The sequence below is a fragment of the Kitasatospora sp. NPDC001261 genome (assembly GCF_042896795.1).
Taxonomy (GTDB): domain Bacteria; phylum Actinomycetota; class Actinomycetes; order Streptomycetales; family Streptomycetaceae; genus Kitasatospora.
Genome location: NZ_JBIAXP010000032.1, coordinates 1 through 24,211, shown reverse-complemented (window position 1 = coordinate 24,211; position 24,211 = coordinate 1). Strand labels below are relative to the sequence as shown.

Here is a 24,211-nt window from a genome sequence, read left to right as displayed (position 1 = left end):
CGGGGGAACGACGGCTCTCAGCCGTTGCGGCGGTAGTGGTCCAGGGACACCCGGACCGGCCCGTCCGGGCCCGCGGTCGACAGCACCCGGACGACCGCGAGGTCCCGGCCGTCCGCGGACCGGACGCAGAAGGCGCCGCGCGGCCCGACGGCGGCGAACGGGATCCGCCCGGCCGGGCGGCTGCCGAGGCCCTTGAGACACTCGGCCGGGCCCAGTCCGGCGTCCCGGCCGATGAAGGAGTCGGCGTTCTCCGGCACCAGGAACTCGCCCTCGCCGCGGCCGACGTACCAGGTCGCGCTGTCGGTCGGGACCACGGTGCCGGTGGCGAGGTCGAACTCGTAGCCGGCGTCCGACGAGGTCAGCTCGACCGCGCGGTAGGCCGGGGCGTACTCGGCGGCGGGGGCGGACGGCGGCGCGGCGCTCGGCGCGGCGGGGGCGGACCGGGTGGGCGACGGCGACCCGGCGGGCGTCGGGCCGGCCGTCGGGTCGCCGGGCTCGGCGGCACCGGACACCGGGGCCTCGGCGGCCGAGGCCTCCCCCGACTCCTGGTCGTCGAGCAGCAGGGCCGTCGCGGCGGCGGCGCCGACGGCCAGGGCGACGGCGGCGGTCAGCGCGGTGCGCCCGAGGGCGCGTCTGCGGCCGCCCGCGCGCGGGGCCTGACGGCCTGCCGACACCTGCGACCCGGCGGGCAGCGGCCCGGCGGGTGCCGGGGCGGCTCCGGTCGCCGGCGCCGGCGCGAGCACCGTCGGCGTCGGCGGGGTGGTCGGGGCGAGGACCGTACGCGCCGAGTCCCACCCGGGCCCGGCGGCCCCGGGCCCCTCGGCCGGCACCTGCGGCAGCTCGGCGTGCCGGGTGATCTGGCTGGTCAGCGGGTGCGGCAGCCAGTCGTCGCCGAACCTGAGCTGCCCGCCCACGGCCGGGTGGCTCCGGGCGGCGGCGATCACCTCGGCGGTGGTCGGACGGTCCTCGGGCCGCTTGGCCAGGCACCGCAGCAGCAGCGCGCGCAGGCTCTCCGGGACCCGGCCGAGGTCGGGCTCCTCGTGGACGGTCCGGTAGAGCGCCGCCGGGTCCGGGCCGTCCCCGAACGGCGGAGCGCCGCCGGCGACGTGGACGGCCAGGGCGCCCAGCGCGTACACGTCGGTGGCCGGGGTCGCGGCCCGGCCCACGGCCTGCTCGGGCGCCATGTAGGCGGGCGAGCCGATCCGCAGGCCGGTGCCGGTCAGCGCGCTGGCGTCGGCCGCGCGGGCGATGCCGAAGTCGATCACCCGGGGGCCGTCGGAGGCGATCAGCACGTTGCCGGGTTTGAGGTCCCGGTGGACCACCCCGGTGGCGTGGATCGCCTGCAGCGCCTCGGCGATGCCGGCCATCAGCAGCAGGACGGTCCGTTCCGGGAGCGGGCCGTGGCGCTGCACCACCTCCTGGAGCGAGGGGCCCGGCACGTAGGTGGTGGCCAGCCAGGGGGTGGCGGCGTCCACGCCCGCGTCGACCACCTGGGCCGTGTACAGCCCGTGGATGCGTCGGGCGCTGGCCACCTCCTGGGCGAACCGGGCCCGGAACTCCGGGTCCCCGGCCAGTTCGGGCCGCACCACCTTGAGCGCCACCGGCCGGCCGCCGGGGGTGTACGAGAGGTAGACCCGGCCCATGCCGCCGGCGCCGAGCCGGGCGGCCAGCAGGTGGCCGCCGACCTCGCGCGGGTCGTCGTCGGCCAGCTCCTGGAAGACCGGCTGGAGGGCGAAGGGGGACCGGTCAGCGGACATGCGGGCTGCCTCTCTCGGCGGTCAGGGGGCGGCACGGGGGCCGGACGGACCGGACGGGCCGGAGACGGGCGTACGGCACACGCGGCACGTACGGCACGTACGGCACGCACGGCGCCGCAGAGTTTAGAGGTTTTATCAGGATCGGCCGAATCGGCCCCGGCAGGGCTGCCCGACGCGGGGCCGACGGGAAGGGACTGCCCGCAGGGGCCCGGCTAGTCGCGCGCCAGCTCCGCCTCGACGGCCCCGCACAGCAGCCGGCGGGCGTGGTCGAGCGGCAGCGAGCCGCTCAGCCAGCGCACGCTCAGGCCCTCGACGAGGGCGGTGAGCCGCTCGGCGGCGGCCGCGTGCGCCGGGGCGGTCCCGCACGGATCGGCCCGGGCGAGCAGTTCGGCGATGTCGTGCACCCAGGTGTGGGTGGTCCGCGCCAGGTCCTCGCGCAGGTGCGGTTCGAAGACCGCGGTGGCTCTCAACTCGCCCCAGGCGGTGCTGTTCTCCCGGACGTCCGGGCTGTCCTGGAGTTCCCGGAGCAGCACGCGTTCGAGGTCGGCCCGGGGGCTCTCGGCGCGGGCCGGGGCGGGCTCCTCGTCGGCGGTGTAGTGGTCCGCGCGGTCGCTGATGTGCGCCAGCGTCTCCCGGAGGATCCCGGCTCGGTCGGTGAAGTGGTAGTAGATCAGCGAGGTGGACACCCCGGCCTCGGCGGCGAGTTCGCCCACGCGCAGTCCGCGTACGCCGCGCCGGGCGATCACCCGGGTCGCGGCCTTGAGTATTTCCGTCCGACGGTCCGACATGGGCGCCCACTCTACCGGGCTTCCCGGCTGGTCAGACAGGTTCCTGATGATCGTTTCAGGGGTTTCCATCAGCTTTGCCTCCAAGTCTTGACTGAATTTTCAGTACGGTAGAGGATGCGGGGCAACCCCCACGCCTCCCGCATCAGCCAGGGAGCGCCCCGTAGACCCCCACCCCCTCCCGGACACCACCGACGGCCACGTCGCTGCCCGGCGCACCGCGCCGCGCCCGGAGGGGCCCGAACAGAAGAGGTTTCCCGTGACGTACCGAATGCCCGCTGAGTGGACCGAGCACGAGGGCTGCCTGATGGCCTGGCCCGTCCGCCCGGACCTGTGGGGCGACACCCTCGACGAGGTGAAGGGCGAGTACGCGGCCGTCGCCCGCGCCATCGCGCAGTTCGAACCGGTCACCATGGTCGCGCCGCCCGGCCACGGCGAGGAGGCCCGGGCCCGGTGCGGCGAGGGCATCACCGTGGTCGAGCTGCCGACGGACGACTCCTGGTTCCGCGACTCCGCGCCGATCTTCGTCCTCGACGGGGACGGCCGCCGGGCCGGCGTGGACTTCCGCTTCAACGCCTGGGGCCGCAAGCACAGCCCCTGGGACGCCGACGACCGGATCAGCGGCCTGCTGCTGGAGCACCTCGGCACCCCGGCGATCCGCTCCGAGATGATCCTCGAGGGCGGTGCGATCACCGTCGACGGCGAGGGCACGCTGATCACCACCGAGCAGTGCCTGCTGCACCCCAACCGCAACCCGGAGATGACCCGGCAGGAGATCGAGGCCGAACTGAAGGCGCGCCTCGGCGTCACCAAGGTGGTCTGGCTGCCGTACGGCGGGGCGCTGGACACCGAGACCGACGGGCACGTGGACGGCGTCTGCGCGTTCGTCGCCCCCGGCAAGGTCGTGGTGCAGCTCCCGGCCGACCCCGCGCACCCGGACCACGCCCGGATGCGGGCCAACCGCGCCGTGCTGGAGCACTCCACGGACGCCCAGGGCCGGCCCTTCGAGATCGTCGACCTGCCGCAGGCCGCCTTCGTCGAGGTCGACGACCGCGAGGTCGAGGTCGGCTACCTGAACTTCTACCTCGCCAACGGCGGCGTCGTCGTGCCGGTCGCCGACCACCCCGAGGACGCGGGCGCCCTGGCCGTGCTCGCCGCCGCCTACCCGGACCGGAAGGTCGTCGGCGTGCGCGCCCGGGTGATCGCCTACGGCGGCGGCGGCGTCCACTGCATCACCCAGCAGATCCCGGCCGCCCACGCCTGACCCCTCGCCAGCGAACGGAGACCCCACCCTCATGACTCCCACCGCGCCCGCGAGGGGCGCCGGAGCCCGCGGCCGGCTCGTCCTCGCCACCGCTCTGCTCTCGGCGGCGGCCCTGGTCGCCGCCTGCTCCGGCCCGCCCCGCGGCGGCGCCGACCAGGCGGCGGTCCGGCTCTCCGCCGACACCCCGCCCGCCAAGGGCGAGCTCGACTCGTTCACCTGGGCCACCTACGCCGAGCCGCCCACTCTGGACTACCTCCAGGCCTTCGACTACCCGCAGAACACGGTGCTCTCCAACGTCTGCGAGAGCCTGATGCGCTGGACCCCCCAGCTCACCCTGGCCCCCGGCCTCGCGGAGAAGGCCTCCAACCCCGACCCGGCGACCTGGGTCTACGACCTGCGCTCGGGCGTCCACTTCCACGACGGCACGGTGATGACCGCCGACGACGTCGTCTTCAGCCTCGGCCGGCAGATGAACCCGGACAACGCGGCGGCCTGGGCGCAGGTGTTCCAGAACGTCGAGTCCGTCACCAGGACCGGCCCGCTCCAGGTCACCGTCAAGCTCAAGCAGCCCGACTCCCAGTTCCCGCAGTACATGGCGACCGCCGCCGGCGTCGTCGCCGCCAAGGCCGGGGTGGAGGCCGCGGGCAAGGACTACGGCACCAACGGCGGCCTCGACTGCACCGGCCCCTTCACGCTGGGCACCTGGGCCAAGGGCCAGTCGATCGAGCTCCAGCGCTTCGACGGCTACTGGGGCGCCAAGGCCAAGTCGAAGAAGGTCGTGTTCAGCTTCCTCACCGACGCGTCCGCCCGCACCAACGCGATGCTCACCGGCGACGTCGACGGCGGCTACCTGATCCCCACCGAGAGCTACGACCGGCTGAAGCGCGAGGGCCCGGGCACGCTCTACTTCGGCGAGGGCCTGAGCACCGTCAACCTCAACGTCACCAGCATGAACGGCCCGCTCGGCGACCTGCGGGTCCGCCAGGCGCTCTCGCTGGCCCTGGACCGCTCCGGCTTCGTCCGGACCGGCCTGGCCGGCGCCGGCACCGTCACCGGCTCCCTCACCACCAGGGCCGCCTGGGCCGGCGCCCCCGAGGACGTCCGGAAGGCGGCCTTCGACCACCTCACCCCGACCGCCCCGGACATCGACCGGGCCAAGGCCCTGGTCAAGGAGGCCGGTGCCGAGGGCAGGACGCTCACCGTCGCCACCAGCACCATCGGCCAGGACGTCTCGCTGCTCGCCACCGCCGTCCAGGCCGCCGGAGCGAAGATCGGCCTGAACGTCCAGCTGAAGACGATCGCCCCGAACGCCTTCACCGCGCTGTTCACCGACGCCAAGGCGCGCGAGGGCATCGACCTGTTCCCGGAGACGTACTACGACTCCGTCACCGACCCGCTCGACCTGCTCGCCAACTTCCGGACCGGCGCCTACCAGAACTACGCCGGCTTCAGCGACAAGGCCTACGACGACCTCGTCGACCAGGCCACCGCCGAGTACGACCCGGCCAGGCGCGGCGCGATCGAGGCCAGGCTCCAGCAGACCGCCTCCGAGCGGCTGCTGTGGATCCCGGTCGCCGAGTGGCCCACCTCCGTCTTCCTCAACAAGCGCGTCACCGGCGCCCCCACCACCATCTCGTACATGTACTACCCGTGGGCCGCCGACGTGGGGGCCGCCCGGTGAACTTCCTGAGATTCGCCGCCCGGCGGCTGGCCGAGATGGCCGCCACCCTGCTCGGCGCGTCCTTCGTGGTCTTCGGCGCGATGTACCTGGCACCGGGCAACCCGGCGAGCTTCCTGCTGTCCGGCCGGTCGGCCTCCCCGGCCGCCCTGCAGGCGATCAACGAGCAGTACCACCTCGACGACCCGTTCCTGGTGCGGTACTTCCGCTGGCTCGGCCAGGTGCTGCAGGGCGACTTCGGACGCTCCATCACCTACCGCACCGACGTGTCCCGGCTGCTCGCCGACCGGCTGCCCGCCACCCTGACCCTGGTGGTCATGGCCCTGCTCGTGGTCGCCGTCCTCGGCCTGGCCCTCGGCTGGATCGGCGCGGTGCGCGGCGGCGCGACCGACTCGGCGGTCCTGCTCTCCACCACGCTCGCGGTCGGCACCCCCTCCTTCGTCGCGGCCGTCCTGCTGCAGGGCCTGTTCGCGGTCAAGCTGGGCTGGTTCCCGACCAGCGGCACCGGCGACGGCTTCGGCGACCTGCTGTGGCACCTCACCCTGCCGGCGGTCGCCCTCGCGCTGTACCTGATCGGGATGCTCGCCCGGGTCACCCGCTCGGCGATGCTGGACGCCCTGGAGGGCGAGCACGTCGCCGTCGCCCGCAGCCGCGGCGTGCCCGAGCGCGAGGTGATCCGCCGCCACGTGTTCCGCAACTCGCTGGGCACCGTGCTGACCACCGGCGGCCTGATCGTCTCCACCCTGCTGGTCTGCACGATCCTGGTGGAGTCCGCGTTCAGCATCGGCGGCATCGGCCAGCTCCTCGAACTGTCCACCACCACCAAGGACTTCCCCACCGTCCAGGCCATCTCGCTGCTGATCGTCGCCCTGTTCATGACCGTGAACCTGGTCGTCGACCTGCTCCACCCGCTGGTCGACCCCCGGGTCGCCCTCGGTTCGAGGAGGGCCGACGCATGAGTGTCGCCCTCACCCGCCGGCCCGGCCTCGGCCGCCTCAGGGCCGCCCGCGCCCCGCTCCACCTGGCCTGCCTCGGCCTCGTCGCCCTGGTCGTGCTCGCCGCCCTGCTCGCCCCCTGGATCGCGCCGGACGACCCGAACGCCGTCGACCTCGGCAACGCCCTCGCCGGCCCCTCGCCCGACCACCTGCTCGGTGTCGACGCCGCCGGCCGCGACACCCTCTCCCGGCTCCTGCTCGGCGCCCGCACCTCCCTGCTCGGCCCGCTCGGCGTGGTCGCCTTCTCCACCGTCGCCGGCGTCCTGGTCGGCCTGGTCGCCGGCTGGCGGGGCGGCTGGCTCGACTCCGTCCTCTCCCGCGGCACCGAACTGGTCTTCGCCTTCCCCGGCATGCTGCTCGCCATCCTGATCGTCTCGGTGTACGGGGAGGGCCTCCTCGCCCCCGTCGTCGCCCTCGCGATCGCCTACCTGCCGTACGTCTCGCGGCTGACCCGCTCCCTGGTGCTGGCCGAACGCGAACGCCCCTACGTCGCCGCGTACCAGGTCCAGGGCCACTCCGCCGCGCAGATCTGCCTGCGGCACGTCCTGCCCAACATCGCCCCGATCGTCCTGGCGCAGTCCACCATCAACTTCGGCTACGCCCTCATGGACCTCGCCGGCCTCTCCTTCCTCGGCCTCGGCGTCCCCGCGCTCACCCCCGACTGGGGGCGGATGGTCTTCGACGGCCAGACGGCGATCCAGCACGGCTACCCGCTCTCCGCGATCCTGCCGTGCGTCCTCCTCGTGCTCACCGTCGTCGCGTTCAACGTCGTCGGCGAGCGCTGGGCCGACCGTGTCGCCCGGAGGAGCCGATGAGCCGGAGAACGACGAGCCGGAGAACGACGAACCGGGGGACCCGACGAACCGGCGCAGCCCCGAACCGGAGGACCGCGTGAACGCCCTCGACATCCGGGGCCTGCGGCTCCGCCTGCCCGGCACCGCCCGGCCCGTCCTCGACGGGGTCGACCTCGCCGTGGGCCCCGGGGAGACCGTGGCCCTGGTCGGCGAGTCCGGCTCCGGCAAGAGCCTCACCTCCCGCAGCGCCCTCGGCCTGCTGCCGCCCGGCGCCACCGCCGAGGGCAGCGTCCTGGTCGACGGCGAGGACGTCCTGACGATGGGCCCCGACCGGCTGCGCGCCCTGCGCACCGGCCGGGCCGCCATGGTCTTCCAGGACCCCAGGGCCGCGATCAACCCGCTGCGCCGCGTCGGCGACTTCCTCACCGAGGGCGTCCGCCTCGGCGGCCGGACGAGCCGGGAGGACGCCGAGCGGCGCGCGGTCGAACTGCTCGACGCCGTGGGCCTCGGCCCGGAACTGCTGCGCCGCTACCCGGGCCAGCTGTCCGGCGGCATGCTCCAACGCGTCATGATCGCCGCCGCGCTGATGGGCGACCCGGTCCTGCTGCTCGCCGACGAGCCCACCACCGCGCTCGACGTCACCAGCCAGGCCGAGGTGGTCGCGCTCCTCGACCGGCTGCGCCAACGCTTCGGCACCGGCCTGCTGTTCGTCACCCACGACCTCGGCCTCGCCGCCGCCATCAGCGACCGGGTCCACGTCATGTACGCCGGGCGGATCGTCGAGAGCGGCCCCGCCGAGGCGCTCTTCGCCCGGCCCCGCCACCCCTACACCGCCGCGCTGCTGGCCGCCACCCCGGGGCTGGACTCCGGGAGCGGCCGACTCGCCGCCATCGACGGCCAACCACCGGACCTGCGCGAGGAGTTGACGGGCTGCGCGTTCGCCCCCCGGTGCCCCCGGGCGACCGCCCTGTGCCGCGAGGAGACCCCGGCGCCGGGCCCGGTCGCCTGCCACCACCCGCTCGAAGGGAGCCGCGCCGATGCCTGAGGCCGTACTGGAGGTCACCGGACTGTGCCGGACCTTCGGCACCGTACGGGCGGTGGACGACGTCTCCTTCACCCTCCCGGCCGGCGGATCGCTCGGCATCGTGGGCGAGTCCGGCTCCGGCAAGACGACCACCGCCCGGATCGTCGTCGGCCTCGAACAGGCCGACGAGGGGCGGGTCGCCGTCCGGGGCCGGGCCCGCGCCGGCCGGGTGCGGGGGAGGGCCGGGCGGCTGGCCCGCGCCCGTGAGGTCCAGATGGTCTTCCAGGACCCGTACCTCTCCCTGGACCCGCGCACCAGCGTCGAGGCCGTGCTCCGCGAGACCCTGCGGCTGCACTTCCCCGGCACCGACCACGCGGCCCGGATCCGCGAACTCCTCGACCAGGTCGGCCTCGGCAGTCGGGCGGCCGACGCGCTGCCCCGGCAGCTCTCCGGCGGCCAGCGCCAACGCGTCGCCATCGCACGGGCGTTGGCCGTCCAGCCGGCCGTCCTGGTGCTGGACGAGGCGGTCGCCGCGCTGGACGTCTCCGTGCAGGCGCAGGTCCTCAACCTGCTCGCCGACATCCGCGAACGGACCGGCATCGGCTACCTGTTCATCACCCACGACCTCGGCGTCGTCCGCTGCGTCACCGACGAGGTCGTCGTGATGCGCCACGGACGGATCGTCGAATCCGGCCCCACCGCCCACGTCCTGGACTCCCCGCAGCACGCCTACACCCGGCTGCTGCTGGAGTCCGTCCCCCGGCCCGGCTGGGATCCCGACCGGATCGCCGCCGCGCGCCGCGCCTTGTAAGACGGCTCCGGCCCGGCAGGTGGTGGGACCTGCCGGGCCGGAGCGACCGAGCAACACCGGCGGGCGACGCCGGGCGGCGGCGACCCTGCCGGCCCGGCGCCACCGCCGCAGGAAGGACGACCGTGCAGGTCACCACCGACGACACCAGCGCGACCGACCGGGCCGCGCACCGATCCCCCCGCCGCTGTTGGCGGTTCGCCGCCGTCCTGGCGGTGGTCGTCACCCTCTGCGGGTCGGGCATCGGGCTGTACCTCAACGAGCGCGACACCCGCGAACAGACCAGGGAGCTGGCGGTCCCCTCGACGCCCGACTGGATCGAACTGGACGTCACCGCCCAGGACGTGGACCCGACCGCCCAGCAGCTGACCCTCTACGTCACGCCCGTCCCGCACGGCAGGTTCGCCGCCGGGCCGGACTCCCAGACCTTCGCCCGCCCCGTCGAGATCACCGTCACCGGCACCCCCAAGGTGACCATCCGGGCGGCCGAGGGGGAGGCCGCGGCGTCCCAGCTCGTCCAGGTGGGGACGTACGACGGCACCAAGACGGACTACCCGTTCGACCGCTACCGCGCAGAGGCCGGCTTCACCGCCACCAGCGGGGGCGCGGCCGTGCCCGTCGGCCTGGTCCTCACCGACACCGACCCGTTCTTCGTACTGCGCCCGCAGGCCACCACCGCGAGCTCCGGTGCCGTGACCCTGGACGCGCGGATCACCCGGTCCCGCAGCACCTTCATCCTCTCCTGGTTCATGATCGCGGCCATGTGGGCCATCGCCCTGGCCGTCCTCGGCGCCGCCGAGGTGCTGTACCGCAAGCGCGAGGGGCTGGTCTGGCCCTCCCTGGGCTGGATGGCGGCGAGCCTGTTCGCCCTGATCGGCATGCGCAACGCGGCCCCCGGGGCGCCGCCGATCGGATCCCTGATCGACTACGTGGCGTTCTTCTGGGCCGAGGGCCTCATCGCCGCCAGCCTGGCCTGCACCGCCTGGTCCGGCATCCGCACCGAGCACCGGCTGCGCCGCGAGCGGGAGGCGGTGACCGAGGCGGCGTGAGCCGAGGGGCGGTGAGCGGGGGCGGTGAGCGGATTCCCCCGAACGGCGGGTGCGTGCCGCACCGGAATCTGACCTTCCGATCAGTAGCCTGCGGAGCCGAACCCGACCCCAACCGGAACGAGGCCCCATGGCTCACCCCCGGCCGTCCCGCCGTTCACTCCTGCAGTCCGGGGCCGCGCTCGCCGCGCTGGCCCTGACCGGTGGCTGCTCCTCCGACAGCGGATCGGGGGAGCGGTCCGGTCAGAGCGGTACGGCCTCGGGGGTGGCCCCGTCCGCAGGCTCGGCGACCGGCGGGTGGGCCATGCCGGCCGAGTCCGGCCCGCACACCCGCACCTTCATGGCCTGGCCGGCGCTGGAGGAGGTGTGGGGCGACCAACTGCCGGCCGTCCGGCAGGACATCGCCGGGCTGGCCCAGGCCATCGCCGGCTTCGAGCCGGTCGTCCTGCTGGCCCGCCCCGACCAGGCCGACCAGGCCCGGCAGGCCTGCGGCTCCTCGGTCGAGGTGCTGGAACTGAAGGTCGACGACCTGTGGGCCCGGGACACCGGCCCGACCTTCGTCACGGGCCCGAAGGGGCTCGCCGGGGTCGACTTCAACTTCAACGGCTGGGGCGGCAAGCAGACCCACGCCAACGACGCCCTGGTCGCCCGCTACCTCCTGGACCACTACGGCATCACCCGCGTCCAGGCGTCGGTCACCGGGGAGGGCGGCGGCATCGAGGTGGACGGCGAGGGCACCCTGATGGCCACCGAGAGCTCCTGGGTCAACGACAACCGCAACCCCGGCAAGTCCCGCGACGAGATCGAGGCGAGCCTCAAGGGCCTGCTCGGCGTCGAGAAGGTGATCTGGTTCAAGGGCGTCGCCGGGCAGGACATCACCGACTGCCACGTCGACGCCCTCGCCCGCTTCGCCGAGCCGGGCACCGTGGTGCTGCACCGGCCCGCCGCCGACACCCCGCCGGACGTCTGGACCACCGCCTCCGCGCAGGCCGTCCAGGTGCTCCAGTCCGAGACCGACGCCAAGGGCCGCACGCTCACCGTGGTCGACCTGCCCGAGCCCGACGTCACCCTGATCCAGGGCGCCGGCAAGGACTTCCTCGCCACCTACATCAACTACTACGTCTGCAACGGCGGCGTCATCGTCCCGCGCTTCGGCGACCAGGCCACCGACGACCGGGCGGCCGGCATCATCGGCGACCTCCACCCGGGGCGCAAGGTCACCCAGGTCGGCATCAACCACATCGCCGCGGGCGGCGGGGGCATCCACTGCGCCACCCAGCAGCAGCCCGTCGCGTCCGGCTTCACCGGGTGACGCGGGGGCAGATGGTGGGACCGTCAGGCGCCGGACGGCCGGGCGGCGGCGGAGGAGAGCGAGTCCAGCAGCGTCCGCAGCACCCGCTCGGCGTCCACCGTCCCGTCCAGCGATCCGATGGCGGCGAGCCCGTCCACGGCGGCGGCGAAGGCCTCGCCGAGCGGCACCGGGTCGGCGCCGTCGCCGCGCTCGTCCAGCAGGCAGCGGAACAGGCCGACGAAGGAGGAGCGCCAGCGCGCGTACTCGGCCTCCAGGCTGGCGCGGACGCGTTCGTCGTTGAGGGCGAGCCAGTGCAGGGCCGCGTGCAGCCGGGCGAGGTCGGGGCTCTCGGGCCGGGTGAGCAGTGCCAGGACCCGCTCGGAGCGTTCGGCGTAGCCGCCGGGGCCGGCGACCGCCTCCTCCAGCGGGGTGATCCACTCGGGCCGGATGTCCTCGACCACCGCGACGATCAGGTCGGTGCGGTCCGCGAAGTGGTAGTGGCACATCCCGTGCGAGACCCCGCACAGCGCGGCCACGTTGCGGGTGGTGAACCGCCCCGCGCCGTCGCCGGCGAGCAGGGTGCGGGCCGCGGCGATCAGCCGGGCCCGGGTCTGCTCGCCCTTGGCGGAAGCGCGCGCCCGGCCGGTGCCGCCGGGGCCGGGGGCCGTACGCGGGGCTGCGCCCGTCGCCTGTGTCGCCATGGCCGCCACTGTAACGACTGCGGGGGAGCGGCAGGGGCGCATCGGCACCGATCTCTGCGCAAAGTATTGACCGAGCGCTTGGTCAGTTTTACCTTTTCGGTCAACTACCGGACAGGCAGCGCACTTTGACAGGGAGGTAGTGATGGAGGGCAGCTTCAGATCCCATCCGGCGATCGACGGAGGGCTCGGCCGACGCCGGTTCCTGACGGCCGCCGGGCTCGCCGTCGCGGGCACCGCGCTGACCGCGGCGAGCGGTGGGCAGGCCCGGGCCGCGCAACCCCGCACCACCACCGCGGGCCCGGCCGTCGCCGCCGGCCTCCGGGTGCCGCTGGACACCGTCCGGCACACCCGCACCTGGATGGCCTGGCCGGACAGCAGCACCATCTGGCGGAACAAGCTCGGCGGTGTCCAGTCGAACATCGCCCTGATCGCGAAGACCATCGCGAAGTACGAGCCGGTGACCATGTGCGCCAACCCGGCGAGCGTCGCCAAGGCGCGCTCGATGTGCGGTTCGGCCGTCACCGTCATCGGGGACATCCCGGTCGACGACTGCTGGATGCGCGACACCGGTCCGGTCTTCCGCACCGACGGCGCCGGCGGCCTCGACACGATCGGCCTCAACTTCAACGGCTGGGGCAACCACCAGAACCCGCACGGCAACGACGCCCTGGTCGCCGGGCGCGTCGCCGCCTACCTCGGCCTGCCGTTCACCGCCGCCGGGCTGGTCGCCGAGGGCGGCGCCATCGAGACCGACGCGGCCGGCACGCTGATGGCCACCCGGAGCAGCATCCTCAACGCCAACCGCAACCCCGGCATGTCCCAGGCCGCGGTCGAGAGCGCGATGTGCGCGGCCTACGGCGCCAGCACGGTGATCTGGTTCAACGGTGTGGCCGGCCAGGACATCACCGACGACCACGTGGACGCCACCTCCCGCTTCCTCGACGCGGGGACGGCCGTGGTCCAGATGCCGCTGGCGAGCGACACCGACGCCTGGTCGAACGACGCACGGCAGCAGTACCGGATCCTGACCACCACCACCGGTGCCCAGGGCACCCCGTTCGCGGTCAGCCGGATCCAGGGGCCCGACTACAACCTGATCCGCTCGACCGACCCCAACTTCGTCGGCTCCTACGCCAACTACTACCTGTGCAACAACGCGGTGATCGCGGCGCAGTTCGGCGACACCAAGGCCGACAGCGCCGCCAGGACGGCCCTCGCCCGGCTGTTCCCCGGCCGCACCGTCGAGCAGCTCAACATCGACTCCCTCGGGGCGGGCGGCGGCGGGATCCACTGCGTCACCCAGCAGCAGCCCGCGGTGTGAACCCGCCGGGGCCGGGTCCGGCCCGCCGACCGGACCCGGCCCCGAACGGAGGCCGGCCCGGGGTTGTCCCCGGCCCGGCCGGTCCGGTCAGCCCAGGGCGGGGATGTCGTGGGTGGCGCAGTGGATGCCGCCACCGCCGGCCGCGATCGCGTCGATCTTGACCGGCACGATCTCGCGGCCCGGGAAGTACTGCTTCATGAGCTGCTGGGCCCGGTCGTCGGCCCTGGCGTCGCCGAACTTCGGCAGGTAGACGCCCTTGGTGCCGATGTAGAAGTTCATGTACGAGGAGACGAAGGCGTCGCCGCGCCCGGTGATCTTGTCGGGGTCGGGCTGCTGGAGCTCCACCACCTGGAGCTTCCGGCCGGTCGCGTCGGTGGCGTCCTTCAGGACGGACCGGGCCTGGTCGGCCGAGCGGGACCAGACGTCCGCCGGGGTGCCGGGGAAGGCCTGGTCGAGCAGGACCACGCCGGGGGCGACGAAGCGGGTCAGGCAGTCGACGTGGGCGTCGGTGATGTCCTTGCCCTTGACGCCCGCCAGCCAGATCACCTTGGTCACGCCGAGGACCTTCTTCAGCTCGGCCTCGACCGCGTCCCGGCTCATGCCCGGGTTGCGGTTGTCGTTGACGACGGAGCTCTCGGTGACCATCAGGGTGCCCTGGCCGTCGGTCTCGAAGGAGCCGCCCTCGGCGACCAGCCGGGTCTCGATCCGCTCGACGCCGTACTTGGCCAGCACCGTCCGGGCGACCTTGGAGTCGTTGCCGCGCTGCTGCTTGCCGCCCCAGCCGTTGAAGTTGAAGTCGACGCCCTTGACCGTGCCGCCCTCCTCGACGAACACCGGCAGGGTGTCCCGGGCCCACAGGTCGTCGACCGCGATCGGGACGACCTCGACCGCCGAGCCGCAGGCCTTCCGGGCGGCGTCCGCCTGCTCGGGCCGGGCCATCAGGACGACGGGTTCGCGGGCGGCGATGGCCTGGGCCAGGCCGGCGACGTCCCGGCGGACGTCCGCGAGCTGGTCGCCCCAGACGTTCTCGGAGGCGGGCCAGGACATCACCGTGCGCAGGTGCTTGTCCCACTCGGCGCCGAAGCGGCGCACACCGGGGGTGCCGCCGGGCCGCGTGGGCGGTACGGCGCCGTCGAGGTCCTTCAGGTCGTTGGGGTCGCAGGCGGTGAGGCCGAGGGTGAGGGCGCCGACTCCGGCGCCGACGCCGGCGAGCCTGCGGATCAGGGTGCGGCGGGACAGGGCGTTGGTCATGCGGGAACTCCAGCTGAGGGTCTGGGTGGTGGTGGAGGAGAGTGCGCGGGGCGGCCGGGTTACGGCAGCGGTTCGTGCATGGTCGAGCAGTGGATGCCGCCGCCCCCGGCCATCAGGCGGTCGACGTCGATCTGCACCACCTCACGGCCGGGGAAGGCCGCGGCGAGCGCGTCCCGGGCGGCGGCGTCCTTGTACGCGTCGCCGAACTGGGCGGTGATGACGCCCCCGTTGACGACGTGGAAGTTGAGGTAGGAGTCGACGAACTTGGAGCTGCGGGAGCGGACGGTGTCCGGGCCGTGCACCGGGACGACCTGCAGGCGGCGCCCCCGGGCGTCGGTGGCGGCGGAGAGGATCGCGAACTGCTCGCGGGCGTCCCGGGCCCAGGCGTCGTTGCGGTCGGCCGGCGGCAGCTGCACCATCACCGTGCCGGGGCGGACGAACCGGGAGGTGACGTCCACGTGGTCGTCGGTGATGTCCTGGCCCTTGATCCCGGGCAGCCAGATCATCGTGTCGGCGCCGTAGGCCTCCAGGACGGCCTCCTCGATCTCGTCCCGGCTCATGCCGCGGTTGCGGTTCTTGTTCACCAGGCTGCTCTCGGTGGCCATCACGGTGCCGTCGCCGTCGGTCTCGATCGCGCCGCCCTCGCCGACGAAGTCCGCGAAGGTGTGGCGCAGGCCGCGACGGGTGGCGACGAGCTCGGCGACCCGGGCGTCGTCGTGGTGCACCTGCTTGTTGCCCCAGCCGTTGAAGTTGAGGACCACGGCGTCCAGGCCGCCGTACCCGTCCCGGCGGAACACCGGCGCGGTGTCGCGCATCCACAGGTCGTCGGTGGGGATCGCAGTGATCACCTCGACTCCGGAGCCGCACCAGGACTGGGCCTTGCCCGCCGTCCAGTCGTCGGGGGCGCACATCACCACCGGCTCGAACTCGGCGATCGTGCGGGCGATCAGGGCGATGTCCTCCTGGACGCCGCCCAGCCGCAGTCCCCACACGCCCCGGCGGGAGGGCCAGGACATCCAGGTCCGCGCGTGCGGGACGTCGTCCGCCGGCACCCAGGGGTAGGGCTCGGTGGAGCGGTCATCGCGGTAGTGGGTCATGAGGGCCTCCAGATCGTGCGACGGTGCCGGGAGGGGTGCCGGGGGCCGCCGACTCCACTCTTCGCGCCGCGCCGGGGCGGCGCACGTGGGGACGGACGGGCGGCAGCACCCTGCCGCGGGTTCAGGCTCGCACTGACTGAAAAGTCAGTCAAACTCGCGGTCATGCCCTAACGCATCCTTGACGGGCTCCGTGCGCAGAGTGAGGCCCCCCGTGCGGTCCGTACGGATCAGGACCCGAGCCGGGCCACCTCGGCGTCGACCGCGTCGGCCATGAGCGTGCGGGCGTGCGCCAGCGGCAGGCTGCCGCTCAGCCAGCGCGTGCTCAGCCCCTCCAGCAGCGCGGTCAGCCGCTCCGCCGCCCCGGCCAGCGCGACCGCCGAGGACATCGGCCGTACGGTGCCGAGCAGTTCGGCGACCTCCTGCACCCAGATCCGGGTGGCCCGCGCCAGGTCCTCGCGCAGCGTCTCGTCGAACACCGCGCTCGCCCGCAGCTCGCCCCAGGCGGTGCTGTTCTCCCGCACCTCGGCGGTGTCCTGGAGCTCCAGCAGCAGGGTCTGCTCCAGCTCCTCGCGGGGCGTCAGCGGCGGGGCGCCCTCGGCGCGCTCGGTCGTGTACCGCTCCGCCCGGTCGTTGATGAACTCCATCGTCTGCCGGAGGATCCCCGTCCGGTCCTTGAAGTGGTAGTAGATCAGCGCGGTGGACACGCCCGCCTCGGCGGCGAGCTCCTCCACCCGCAGCCCGCGCACCCCGCGTCGCGCGATCACCCGCGCCGCTGCTTCCAAGATCGACGTTTTACGACTGGCCACGATCCACCACCTTACCGGGGCGCGGGCGCCGACCCCGTGCGGTTGCTGAAAGGCCGGTCAGCGGAGGCCGGCCGATTCCGCCCGGATGTGATGCAGGTCACCTCCAGGGAAGAACCCGCACGCCGCATCGGGCGTCTGGCTGGTGTGAGATCACGCAGGAGAACACTGGACGACCTGGACGAGGAACGCCTCCTCCGGCTGGTGGCCAAGGGCGACCGCGGGGCCTTCGACGAGCTGTACCGGCGGACGTCGCCCTGGCTCGCCGTACGGCTGCGCCGCCGCTGCGCGGACGAGCAGATCGTCGCCGAAGTCATGCAGGAGACCTACCTCGCGGTCTGGCGCGCCGCCGGCGCGTTCGCCGGGAGCGCGGTCGGCGGGACAGCCGTCGGCTGGCTGTGGACGATCGCGGCACGCCGCCTCGTCGACGCGTTCCGGCGCCGGGCCCACCACGCCGAACCGCCGGTCGCCGCCGCCGAGCGCGCGGTGGTGCCCGCGGCGGAGGAGGAGGCGCTCGCCGGCACCGTCGGCGGCGACGTCGGCGACGCCCTGCGCCGGCTGGCGCCGGAACTCCGAGAGGTACTGCAGGCCACGGTGCTGGACGGGCTCTCCGTCCGGGAGACCGCCGTCCTGCTCAGACTGCCCGAAGGCACGGTCAAGACCCGTGCCCGTCGGGCCCGGATCGCGATGCGGGAGGCGCTGGCATGAGTGGGGAACACGCGACCAGGCAGTTGATCGACGACTACGCACGTGGCGTCACGACGATGGCGGCGGACACGGTCTGGGCGCTGGAGGCCCACCTGGAGACGTGCGCGCCCTGCCGGAGCCTGCTGGCGGCCTCCGTCGCCACCGGGGCACCCGACATCGCCGCGCTCGTCGACACCGTCCGGGCCGGCCTGGAACCGCGGTTGGACGCGGTGGGCGCGGTGCCCCCGCGGTGGCGCCGGCCGAGGTGGGTGTCGTCCTGGCTGACGCCGGCCATGACCCCGTGGCTGGCCATGACCGCCGTCGTCACCCTGGTGGCGCTGCTGCTCGACGCGGCCGCGCCGGCGGAGGTCTTCGGCAGCTCCTCACCGGTCTCGCTGATCGCGCCGGTGCTGCCGCTGTGCGGCGTCGCCGCGTCCTGGTCCAGCGGCCTGGACCCGGCCCACGAACTGACCGCCTCCACCGCCCGGGCCGGCCTGCCCCTGCTGCTCAGGCGCACCACCTCGGTCCTCGTGGTGGTCCTGCCCGTCCTCCTGCTGGGGGGATGGCTGACCGGGAGCACGACGGCCGCGCAGTGGCTGCTGCCCTCCCTGGCCTTCACCTCCACCGCCCTGGCGCTGGGCAGCGTGGTCGGGGTGACCCGTGCCGCCCTCGGGCTGGCGGCCGGGTGGGGCCTCGTCGTCGTGGCCCCCACCTCGATCACCGGCCGGGTCCCCGTCTTCCTCCAACTGGCCCTGCAACGCGACCAGTTGCCCGTCTGGGGGCTGCTCCTCGCGCTCGGCGTCTGCGCCGTGATCGCCCGCCGGGACACGTACTCGACGCTGTGAAACCCATGTCCACCCTGTCCACCCTCGAAAGGGACCATCGCATGACGCATACGGCGAGCGCGGCCGACACCGCGCCGAAGACCTACCCCTGGGAGATCCGGGCCAGCGGCCTGAAGGTCCGCGTCGGACGGAGCAAGATGGCCGTCGACGGCCTCGACCTCTCGCTGGGCATCGGTGCCCACGGCCTCCTCGGGCCCAACGGAGCGGGCAAGACCACCCTGATCCGGACGCTGGCCACCGTGCTGCGCCCCACCGAGGGCGAGCTGGAGATGCTCGGCACCTCCCTCGGCAGGGTGGGCGACCACCGGGCCCTGCGCCGCCGCATCGGCTACCTGCCGCAGGACTTCGGCTACTACAAGCGGTTCACCGTACGCGAGTTCGTCGAGTACATGGCCTGGCTGAAGGAGGTCCCGAAGCGGGACGTCCCCGACGCCGTCCAGCGCGCCGTCGAACGGGTGGGCCTGGCGGACCGCGCCGACCACCGGATGAAGACCCTGTCCGGCGGCATGGTGCGGCGGGCCGGCATCGCCCAGGCCATCGTCAACTCCCCGGCGGTGCTGCTGCTGGACGAGCCGACGGCCGGCCTCGACCCGGCCCAGCGGCTGCGCTTCCGCGAACTGCTGACCGACCTGGGCCGCGACACCTGCGTGGTCGTCTCCACCCACCTGGTCGAGGACGTCGCGGCCGCCTGCTCCGACGTGGTGCTCTTCGCCGACGGCCGCCTCGTCTTCCAGGGCACGCCGGACGAGCTGGGCGCGGCGGGCAGCGCCGAGCACCCCGGCGACAGCCCCCTGGAGCGCGGCTACTCGGCGCTGCTCCGCACCTCCGGCCAGCAGGGGAGCGCCTGGTGAACGCACGCGTGCTGCGAACCGAGCTGAAGCGCTCGGCCGCCCCCTGGGCCGGAGTCGTCGTCCTGGGCGGCAGCCTGGCGGTCTTCCTCCCGTTCGACGCGTTCTGGTGGCACGGCACCGCGGGGTGGACGGCCCAGTGGACCACCATGGCGTTCTGGACCCGGTCCCTGCTGACCTTCTGGTGGCCCTTCGTGATCGGCGTCGGTGCGGTGTACGGGCTCCGCGAACCCCGCTCGCGGATGACCGAGCTGCTGACGACCACGCCACTGCCGGCCTGGCGCCGTGCGGCGCTGCCGGCCGGTGCGATCGGGCTCGCGCTGGCGGTGGGCTTCGGCCTGCTGGTCCTGGCGGGCGGAGTCCAGGTGGCGTCCGGTCCGACCACCTACACCCCCCTCGGCTGGCTGCCGATCTCGCTGGTGGCGGCACTGGCCCTGGTCGCGGGCGCCGTCTTCGGCATGGGCGTCGCGCGGGCGCTGCCCTCCGTCCTCACCCCGCCGGCCCTGGTGGTGATCGTCTTCGTGGGGACGGGCCTGTTCCTGCGGATGAACAACGAAGGGGCGGTACCGACGGGCCGGGTGGCGAACCGGTTCGCCCTGCTGTCGCCGGCGACCCCGGAGCCGCGGCAGATGCTGCTGACCCTGTCCGGCTCCGTCCACCTCGGCCAGACGCTCTGGCTGCTCGGCCTGCTCGCCACCGGCGTCGCGCTGCTGGCGGCCGCGACCCGGCGGGCCCGGCTGCTCGCGGTGACTCCCGCCCTGGCCGGCCTGGCCCTGGCCCTGCTGGTCCTCCCGTCCGCCGCGCGCGACGTCTACGTCGTCGACAAGGCCGCCGCGGCGCTGGTGTGCGACGGGCCGGTGTGCGTGACCCAGGCGAGCCGTTCCCACCTGGCCGAGCTCACCCAGCGCAGCAAGGACGCGCTGCGCGTGCTGCACGAGGTCCTGGGCGACCGGGCGCCGACCTCGGTGCGGGAGGACACCGCGCTGCACGAGCTCGCCGAGGCGCGCGAACTCTCCGCGGACGTGCTGCTGGTCGACTTCAGCGAGCGGCTGCTCGCCGACGCGACGGGCGAGCAGCTGACCCGCGCGCTGATCGCCAAGGGTCTGGCACCGAGCTGCTACCCGGACAACGACAAGGAGGGCGGCGGGCACGTCGCCATCCCCGCCCAGAGCATCGCCGTGAGCTGGGCGCTCCACGACCCCCAGCTCCAGCCGCTGGCGCCGAAGGGCACCACCGCGTACGAGGTCGAGACCTGGGCGGCGGCCGACACCGCGTGGCAGAAGCTGACGGCACTGCCGCCGGCGGAGCAGCGCTCGCGGATCGTCGCGCTGCACGCCGCCTCCCTGTCCTGCGCGCGGCAGGACCAGATTCCGGTGCTGGCCGGGGAGGTGTCGCAGTGAGGTGGCTGACGCTGTACGCGCGTTCACGGCAGGTGCCCACGTCGGCGGCCGCGGTCGCGCTCACCGCCCTGGTGGTGTGGGCCTTCAACCGGGGCGGCGGCACGGGCGGGGAGGACGCGGACGCGATCAACCCGATCGTGTACTTCGTGCTCGCCGCGGGTGTGGCGGCCGGCTCCGTCGGGCTCGGCGGGCAGGACTCCGCACTGGACCGGACGGCCGCGATCCGGTGGGCGCCCCGCCGGGCGGCGCACGCGCTGCTGATCGGCGTGGTCGTCGGCGCCGCGGTGCTGGCGGTGCAGGCCGCGGGGCCGAGGTTCGCCCCCACCGAGGTCGTCCTCCGGGACACCGCGGGCCTGGCCGGCCTGGCCGCGCTCGGGGCGGTGCTCTGCGGAGCGCACCTCGCCTGGATCCTGCCGATCGGCTGGCTCGGCTTCACCATCCTCGTCCCCCCGCTGCCGCCCACCACCGTGGGGAAGGCGATCGGCTGGATGACCTGTCCGGCCGGGACGGGGGTGTCCACCTGGACCGCGGTGGCCCTGCTGGTGACCGGTGGCGCGCTGTACGCCGTGGCCGGCCCGCGACGGTGACGGGTCCGCGACGGTGACGGGCCCGTGGGCGCCGACGGAGCACCCGGCGGCGCCCGCGGACCGGCCGCGTGCCGGGGCGGCATCGCCGCCTGGTCACCCTGCTGTCAAGTGATCTCACTCCTTCGAGTGAGGATCGGTCGCCGATCGGTCGGTTGAGCACCTCTTGCGGTCAAGACTGACCCCCGAACGAACAGTCAGTTCTCGGAGGGGGAACGGTGTCGACCATCGGAATGTCCGGCATACCCGGCGAGGTCGGGGCGGATCGACGGCTGCTGGTCAGCGTCTTCGACCCGCAGGAGGCGCGGGAGGCGGTCCTCGGCGGCGCGCGGATCATCGACAGCGAGGATCCGCGCAGCGCGCTCGGCACGATCAAACCGCGCCGGATCATGGACATCGCGGACGCGGTGCTGGCCGCCCGGCGGGACCTCCCGGTCCAGCTGAGCACCAACATCGGCGAGGACCAGCTGCTGTACCGGCGCGCGGAGAACGGTCTGGCCCTGCCCAAGTCGGCGTACGAGCAGGTCGGCAAGGCGGCCCAGGCCGCCCTCGGCGTCGCCCTGGCGATGGGCACCCGGGTGCATCCCTGCGGGATCGTCAAGGTCGGCCTGGACGGCATGCGGACCGGTGAACTGGCCGACGTGCTCGGCGAGATCACGGCGACGCTGCGCCGGACCGACCGGCTGTCGCACACCCGGGTGATGTCCGTCCTGTTCGCGCAGGACCTCGACCTGTGGGACGCCCGCAAGACACTGCCGCAGGTGCGGCGCGCCCTGGTGGGCCTGCGGGAGTACTACCCGTGCGAGCCGTCCACGCCCGGGGCGTTCGACCTCGCCGAGTACGCGGACGCACTGCTCGACCCGCACGGCGAGCCGCTGTTCGGCGGCCGGCGGCCGGAGCCGGCCGAGCTGAGGGCCTCCGGCGCCCTGCCGACGGGCACGACCGGCGGTTTCGTGGCCGTCAACGAGCCGTTCTCCCACGCGGGTTACGGTCTCACGACGGCCCGTCGCACCGATCGGGAGGCGATCCGCGCGATGGTCGAGGCCAGCGCGGCGGCCGGCGCCGACGCGATCATGGTGGACACCAGCATCCTGCTGAAGGTCGCCCGGATCGGACTGGTCTCCACCGCCGGCAGCCCGGAGCTCGCCGACCTCGACCGCCACGACACCGACCGGCACGGTCTGGCCAGGGCCGGCATCCTCTCGCTGGAGGAGATCCGGTTCCTCGTGGAGCTGTGCCACGCCCACGGCCTGGAGGCGAACCTGGCCGGTTCGGTGCAGAGCCACCACGCCCAGCAGGTCTGGCGGCTCGTCCCGGAGCTCGACCAGCTCTCCGCCCGCGGTGGCGTCAGCGCCCTGGCCCGCGACCCGTACGGCGGCACCGGCCGTGGTACCCGGCACGAGCGGACGGTGCGCCGCGCCCTGGTGAGCGGCCTGGTCCCGCCGGAGCAGGGCGGCCGGCTGGTGCTGCCGCGGCGGATGACGGAGCAGCCCGGGGCGCTCGACGACCTGGCGGGCCTGCTCAAGCGCCACCCCGACCTCGCCGCGTACTCCTCCGACGCCTACGGGGTACTGGCACCGCTCGGCTGAGCGGTGGCGCCCGCGAGACCGCAGGTATCGCTCGTTCACCGTACGGCGACGCGGAGTCGGTGATATCGGTTGTCCGAGTACGTCCGAGTAGATCCGAGCACGCGTGAGTACGGACAACTTCGAGCACCAGCGAGAAGGAGCACCTCTTGACCACTCACCACAGGCGCGGTGCCCACCTGCGGACGCTGTCGGCCCTCACGGCGGCGCTGTCCGGGATCGTCGGCGTCACCGCGCTCGGCACCACCCCGGCGGCCGCCGCCGACCAGCGTCACCCGATCTACGCCATCGCGCACCGGGTCGACACCCTGGACGGCGTGGACGCCGCGATCAACCACGGCGCCAACGCCATCGAGATCGACGTCTGCGCCTGGTGGAACCCGAACGAGTGGCGCGCCTACCACGACTGTTCCTCGGCCGGCGAGAACCGGCTCGGCCCCAGCTTCGACAGCATGCTCGACCGCATCCTCTCCAACGCCAACGCGGGCCGCCGGCTGTCGCTGGTCTGGCTGGACATCAAGGACCCCAACTACTGCGGCGAGGAGCCGAACCGCACCTGCAGCGTCGCCGGACTGCGCGACAAGGCCCAGCGGCTGACGGCCGCCGGCATCCAGGTGCTCTACGGCTTCTACGAGTACCACGGCGGCAGCACCCAGGACGTCGGCGGCCGGGGCTGGAAGAGCCTGGAGGGCAGGCTCGGCCCGCTGGAGGGCATCACCACGACCGGCACCCGCGACCAGGTGAACAGCGCCTTCAACCGGTCCGGCTCCGGCTTCCCGGCCGGCCGCCGGGCGATGGACTACGGCGACAGCGACATCACCAAGGGCTTCGGCAACTGCACGGAGGCCACCTACAACACCTGCGCGGAACTGAAGAAGGGAGCCGCCGACCGGTCCGCCGGATGGCTCGCGGCCACCCTGTCCTGGACGACCACCTACAACGACCCGTGGTACGTCGACAAGCTCCTCGGCGACGCCCAGGTGGACGGCATCATCGCCGGCTACGGCGCCTTCACCGGGGTGCGCGAGTACGACAACAGCTGGCAGTGCGCCAACGCCGTCAACCTCGTCCGGGACTGGGTGAACCGCCACAGCGGGACCCACCGCATGGCCACCAGCGGCGACCGCCTGTTCAGGTAGGCGACCGTTCGTCGTGGGTAGGGGGCCCGGCCTCTCTCCCGCGGGCGCCGACCCGGAGCCCGCAGGAGAGAGGGGAGAAGGAGGGGGCCGGTGCCGTCCGGACAGGGCATTTTGTCTCGGGCGCCGGGGAGGGGTAGGGTCTCCCAGTCGCTCGACTGGGAGCACCGGACACGTGTCAACGCGGACGGTCCCGGGGCGGCCAATCCTCTGAACCAACACTTCCCGGCTCGGGCTGGGGCGAATCTGTCATGCGCAGGTGCGGCCCAGTCTGTATATGGCGTGTTCGTTTTATCGGATTGCGGCCGGATTCGCTTTTCGAAGTGGAGGTCGGCTAGTGTTTGAAACGTCAGACAGGGCGCCAAGCGCTGGAAGACAACAGCGAGTCGGAAGCAGAAAGCGCCGGTAAACGGAGCGGAAAGCATCTGGTAAGCTGGAAACACGAAAGAACGAAGCCCGGAGGGTCCGCTGGAAGGCGGTCCGAAGGAAGCGTCCGTTCCTTGAGAACTC

The 24,211-nt window shown here is 73.6% G+C and carries 22 protein-coding genes; 16 read left to right on the top strand and 6 right to left on the bottom strand.

Annotated features, from left to right (window positions below):
- Positions 1-17: 17 nt before the first annotated feature.
- A complete protein-coding gene (locus ACFY4B_RS34285) occupies positions 18-1,757 on the bottom strand; it encodes a serine/threonine-protein kinase (protein WP_387974444.1) in 1,740 nt (579 codons plus the stop codon).
- A gap of 212 nt (positions 1,758-1,969) precedes the next feature.
- Positions 1,970-2,545 carry a TetR/AcrR family transcriptional regulator gene (locus ACFY4B_RS34280; protein WP_049650842.1) on the bottom strand — a complete coding sequence of 192 codons (576 nt, stop codon included), beginning with the start codon at positions 2,543-2,545 and terminating at the stop codon, positions 1,970-1,972.
- Between the two features lie 256 nt (positions 2,546-2,801).
- Here ACFY4B_RS34280 and ACFY4B_RS34275 point away from each other — a divergent pair, with 256 nt between their 5' ends.
- The 8 genes from ACFY4B_RS34275 (at position 2,802) to ACFY4B_RS34240 (ending at position 11,463) form a co-directional block, all read left to right on the top strand.
- Positions 2,802-3,806 (top strand): agmatine/peptidylarginine deiminase, encoded by a 1,005-nt coding sequence (locus ACFY4B_RS34275; RefSeq protein ID WP_241853060.1) that lies wholly within the window; start codon positions 2,802-2,804, stop codon positions 3,804-3,806.
- Between the two features lie 31 nt (positions 3,807-3,837).
- Complete coding sequence (locus ACFY4B_RS34270) at positions 3,838-5,487, top strand: ABC transporter substrate-binding protein (protein WP_387974440.1); 1,650 nt, start codon at positions 3,838-3,840, stop codon at positions 5,485-5,487.
- Positions 5,484-6,443: an ABC transporter permease gene (locus tag ACFY4B_RS34265; protein ID WP_079272556.1), complete on the top strand. Its 960-nt coding sequence runs from the start codon at positions 5,484-5,486 to the stop codon at positions 6,441-6,443. Before ACFY4B_RS34270 ends, ACFY4B_RS34265 begins: the two co-directional genes overlap by 4 nt.
- On the top strand, positions 6,440-7,294 hold the full coding sequence (locus ACFY4B_RS34260; protein ID WP_375875354.1) for an ABC transporter permease: 855 nt from the start codon (positions 6,440-6,442) through the stop codon (positions 7,292-7,294). The genes ACFY4B_RS34265 and ACFY4B_RS34260 overlap by 4 nt, the downstream gene beginning before the upstream one ends.
- 76 nt (positions 7,295-7,370) lie before the next feature.
- Complete coding sequence (locus ACFY4B_RS34255) at positions 7,371-8,318, top strand: ABC transporter ATP-binding protein (protein ID WP_074004680.1); 948 nt, start codon at positions 7,371-7,373, stop codon at positions 8,316-8,318.
- Positions 8,311-9,108, top strand: a complete 798-nt coding sequence (locus tag ACFY4B_RS34250; protein ID WP_049650845.1) for an ABC transporter ATP-binding protein — start codon at positions 8,311-8,313, stop codon at positions 9,106-9,108. The genes ACFY4B_RS34255 and ACFY4B_RS34250 overlap by 8 nt, the downstream gene beginning before the upstream one ends.
- A 122-nt stretch (positions 9,109-9,230) precedes the next feature.
- On the top strand, positions 9,231-10,154 hold the full coding sequence (locus tag ACFY4B_RS34245; RefSeq protein WP_387974436.1) for a DUF4436 family protein: 924 nt from the start codon (positions 9,231-9,233) through the stop codon (positions 10,152-10,154).
- Between the two features lie 127 nt (positions 10,155-10,281).
- Positions 10,282-11,463 carry an agmatine deiminase family protein gene (locus ACFY4B_RS34240; protein WP_387974433.1) on the top strand — a complete coding sequence of 394 codons (1,182 nt, stop codon included), beginning with the start codon at positions 10,282-10,284 and terminating at the stop codon, positions 11,461-11,463.
- Between the two features lie 23 nt (positions 11,464-11,486).
- Here the strand turns inward: ACFY4B_RS34240 and ACFY4B_RS34235 are convergent, their stop codons facing one another.
- On the bottom strand, positions 11,487-12,143 hold the full coding sequence (locus ACFY4B_RS34235; protein WP_158077750.1) for a TetR/AcrR family transcriptional regulator: 657 nt from the start codon (positions 12,141-12,143) through the stop codon (positions 11,487-11,489).
- A gap of 142 nt (positions 12,144-12,285) precedes the next feature.
- On the opposite strand from ACFY4B_RS34235, the gene ACFY4B_RS34230 reads away from it, so the two are divergent.
- Complete coding sequence (locus ACFY4B_RS34230; RefSeq protein WP_387974430.1) at positions 12,286-13,464, top strand: agmatine deiminase family protein; 1,179 nt, start codon at positions 12,286-12,288, stop codon at positions 13,462-13,464.
- Between the two features lie 87 nt (positions 13,465-13,551).
- On the opposite strand, the gene ACFY4B_RS34225 is transcribed toward ACFY4B_RS34230, so the two are convergent.
- The 3 genes from ACFY4B_RS34225 to ACFY4B_RS34215 all read right to left on the bottom strand — a co-directional run bounded on the left by ACFY4B_RS34225 (position 13,552) and on the right by ACFY4B_RS34215 (position 16,618).
- Positions 13,552-14,715, bottom strand: a complete 1,164-nt coding sequence (locus tag ACFY4B_RS34225) for an agmatine/peptidylarginine deiminase (protein ID WP_074004639.1) — start codon at positions 14,713-14,715, stop codon at positions 13,552-13,554.
- Positions 14,716-14,774: 59 nt separating this feature from the next.
- Positions 14,775-15,812, bottom strand: a complete 1,038-nt coding sequence (locus ACFY4B_RS34220) for an agmatine/peptidylarginine deiminase (RefSeq protein WP_049650855.1) — start codon at positions 15,810-15,812, stop codon at positions 14,775-14,777.
- 227 nt (positions 15,813-16,039) lie between these two features.
- A complete protein-coding gene (locus ACFY4B_RS34215; RefSeq protein ID WP_387829029.1) occupies positions 16,040-16,618 on the bottom strand; it encodes a TetR/AcrR family transcriptional regulator in 579 nt (192 codons plus the stop codon).
- A 201-nt stretch (positions 16,619-16,819) separates the two neighbouring features.
- Between ACFY4B_RS34215 and ACFY4B_RS34210 the strand changes: the two genes are divergently transcribed.
- From ACFY4B_RS34210 to ACFY4B_RS34180, 7 genes are all read left to right on the top strand, one after another.
- On the top strand, positions 16,820-17,323 hold the full coding sequence (locus tag ACFY4B_RS34210) for an RNA polymerase sigma factor (RefSeq protein WP_049650857.1): 504 nt from the start codon (positions 16,820-16,822) through the stop codon (positions 17,321-17,323).
- A complete protein-coding gene (locus ACFY4B_RS34205; RefSeq protein ID WP_387974428.1) occupies positions 17,320-18,147 on the top strand; it encodes a zf-HC2 domain-containing protein in 828 nt (275 codons plus the stop codon). Before ACFY4B_RS34210 ends, ACFY4B_RS34205 begins: the two co-directional genes overlap by 4 nt.
- A gap of 41 nt (positions 18,148-18,188) precedes the next feature.
- Complete coding sequence (locus tag ACFY4B_RS34200; RefSeq protein WP_117492847.1) at positions 18,189-18,998, top strand: ABC transporter ATP-binding protein; 810 nt, start codon at positions 18,189-18,191, stop codon at positions 18,996-18,998.
- Positions 18,995-20,395 carry a hypothetical protein gene (locus ACFY4B_RS34195; RefSeq protein WP_387974425.1) on the top strand — a complete coding sequence of 467 codons (1,401 nt, stop codon included), beginning with the start codon at positions 18,995-18,997 and terminating at the stop codon, positions 20,393-20,395. The genes ACFY4B_RS34200 and ACFY4B_RS34195 overlap by 4 nt, the downstream gene beginning before the upstream one ends.
- The gene (locus ACFY4B_RS34190; protein ID WP_387974422.1) at positions 20,392-20,982 is read left to right on the top strand and encodes a hypothetical protein; all 591 of its coding nucleotides are present in this window, start codon (positions 20,392-20,394) and stop codon (positions 20,980-20,982) included. Before ACFY4B_RS34195 ends, ACFY4B_RS34190 begins: the two co-directional genes overlap by 4 nt.
- A gap of 215 nt (positions 20,983-21,197) precedes the next feature.
- A complete protein-coding gene (locus ACFY4B_RS34185) occupies positions 21,198-22,568 on the top strand; it encodes a (5-formylfuran-3-yl)methyl phosphate synthase (RefSeq protein ID WP_387974420.1) in 1,371 nt (456 codons plus the stop codon).
- 146 nt (positions 22,569-22,714) lie between these two features.
- On the top strand, positions 22,715-23,704 hold the full coding sequence (locus ACFY4B_RS34180; RefSeq protein ID WP_387974417.1) for a phospholipase: 990 nt from the start codon (positions 22,715-22,717) through the stop codon (positions 23,702-23,704).
- The last annotated feature ends 507 nt before the right edge of the window (positions 23,705-24,211 follow it).

Coding starts and splice junctions, on each gene's coding strand:
- ACFY4B_RS34285 (WP_387974444.1), bottom strand. CDS start 1,757: ATGTCCGCTGACCGGTCCCCCTTCGCCCTCCAGCCGGTCTTCCAGGAG.
- ACFY4B_RS34280 (WP_049650842.1), bottom strand. CDS start 2,545: ATGTCGGACCGTCGGACGGAAATACTCAAGGCCGCGACCCGGGTGATC.
- ACFY4B_RS34270 (WP_387974440.1), top strand. CDS start 3,838: ATGACTCCCACCGCGCCCGCGAGGGGCGCCGGAGCCCGCGGCCGGCTC.
- ACFY4B_RS34260 (WP_375875354.1), top strand. CDS start 6,440: ATGAGTGTCGCCCTCACCCGCCGGCCCGGCCTCGGCCGCCTCAGGGCC.
- ACFY4B_RS34250 (WP_049650845.1), top strand. CDS start 8,311: ATGCCTGAGGCCGTACTGGAGGTCACCGGACTGTGCCGGACCTTCGGC.
- ACFY4B_RS34240 (WP_387974433.1), top strand. CDS start 10,282: ATGGCTCACCCCCGGCCGTCCCGCCGTTCACTCCTGCAGTCCGGGGCC.
- ACFY4B_RS34235 (WP_158077750.1), bottom strand. CDS start 12,143: ATGGCGACACAGGCGACGGGCGCAGCCCCGCGTACGGCCCCCGGCCCC.
- ACFY4B_RS34230 (WP_387974430.1), top strand. CDS start 12,286: ATGGAGGGCAGCTTCAGATCCCATCCGGCGATCGACGGAGGGCTCGGC.
- ACFY4B_RS34225 (WP_074004639.1), bottom strand. CDS start 14,715: ATGACCAACGCCCTGTCCCGCCGCACCCTGATCCGCAGGCTCGCCGGC.
- ACFY4B_RS34220 (WP_049650855.1), bottom strand. CDS start 15,812: ATGACCCACTACCGCGATGACCGCTCCACCGAGCCCTACCCCTGGGTG.
- ACFY4B_RS34205 (WP_387974428.1), top strand. CDS start 17,320: ATGAGTGGGGAACACGCGACCAGGCAGTTGATCGACGACTACGCACGT.
- ACFY4B_RS34200 (WP_117492847.1), top strand. CDS start 18,189: ATGACGCATACGGCGAGCGCGGCCGACACCGCGCCGAAGACCTACCCC.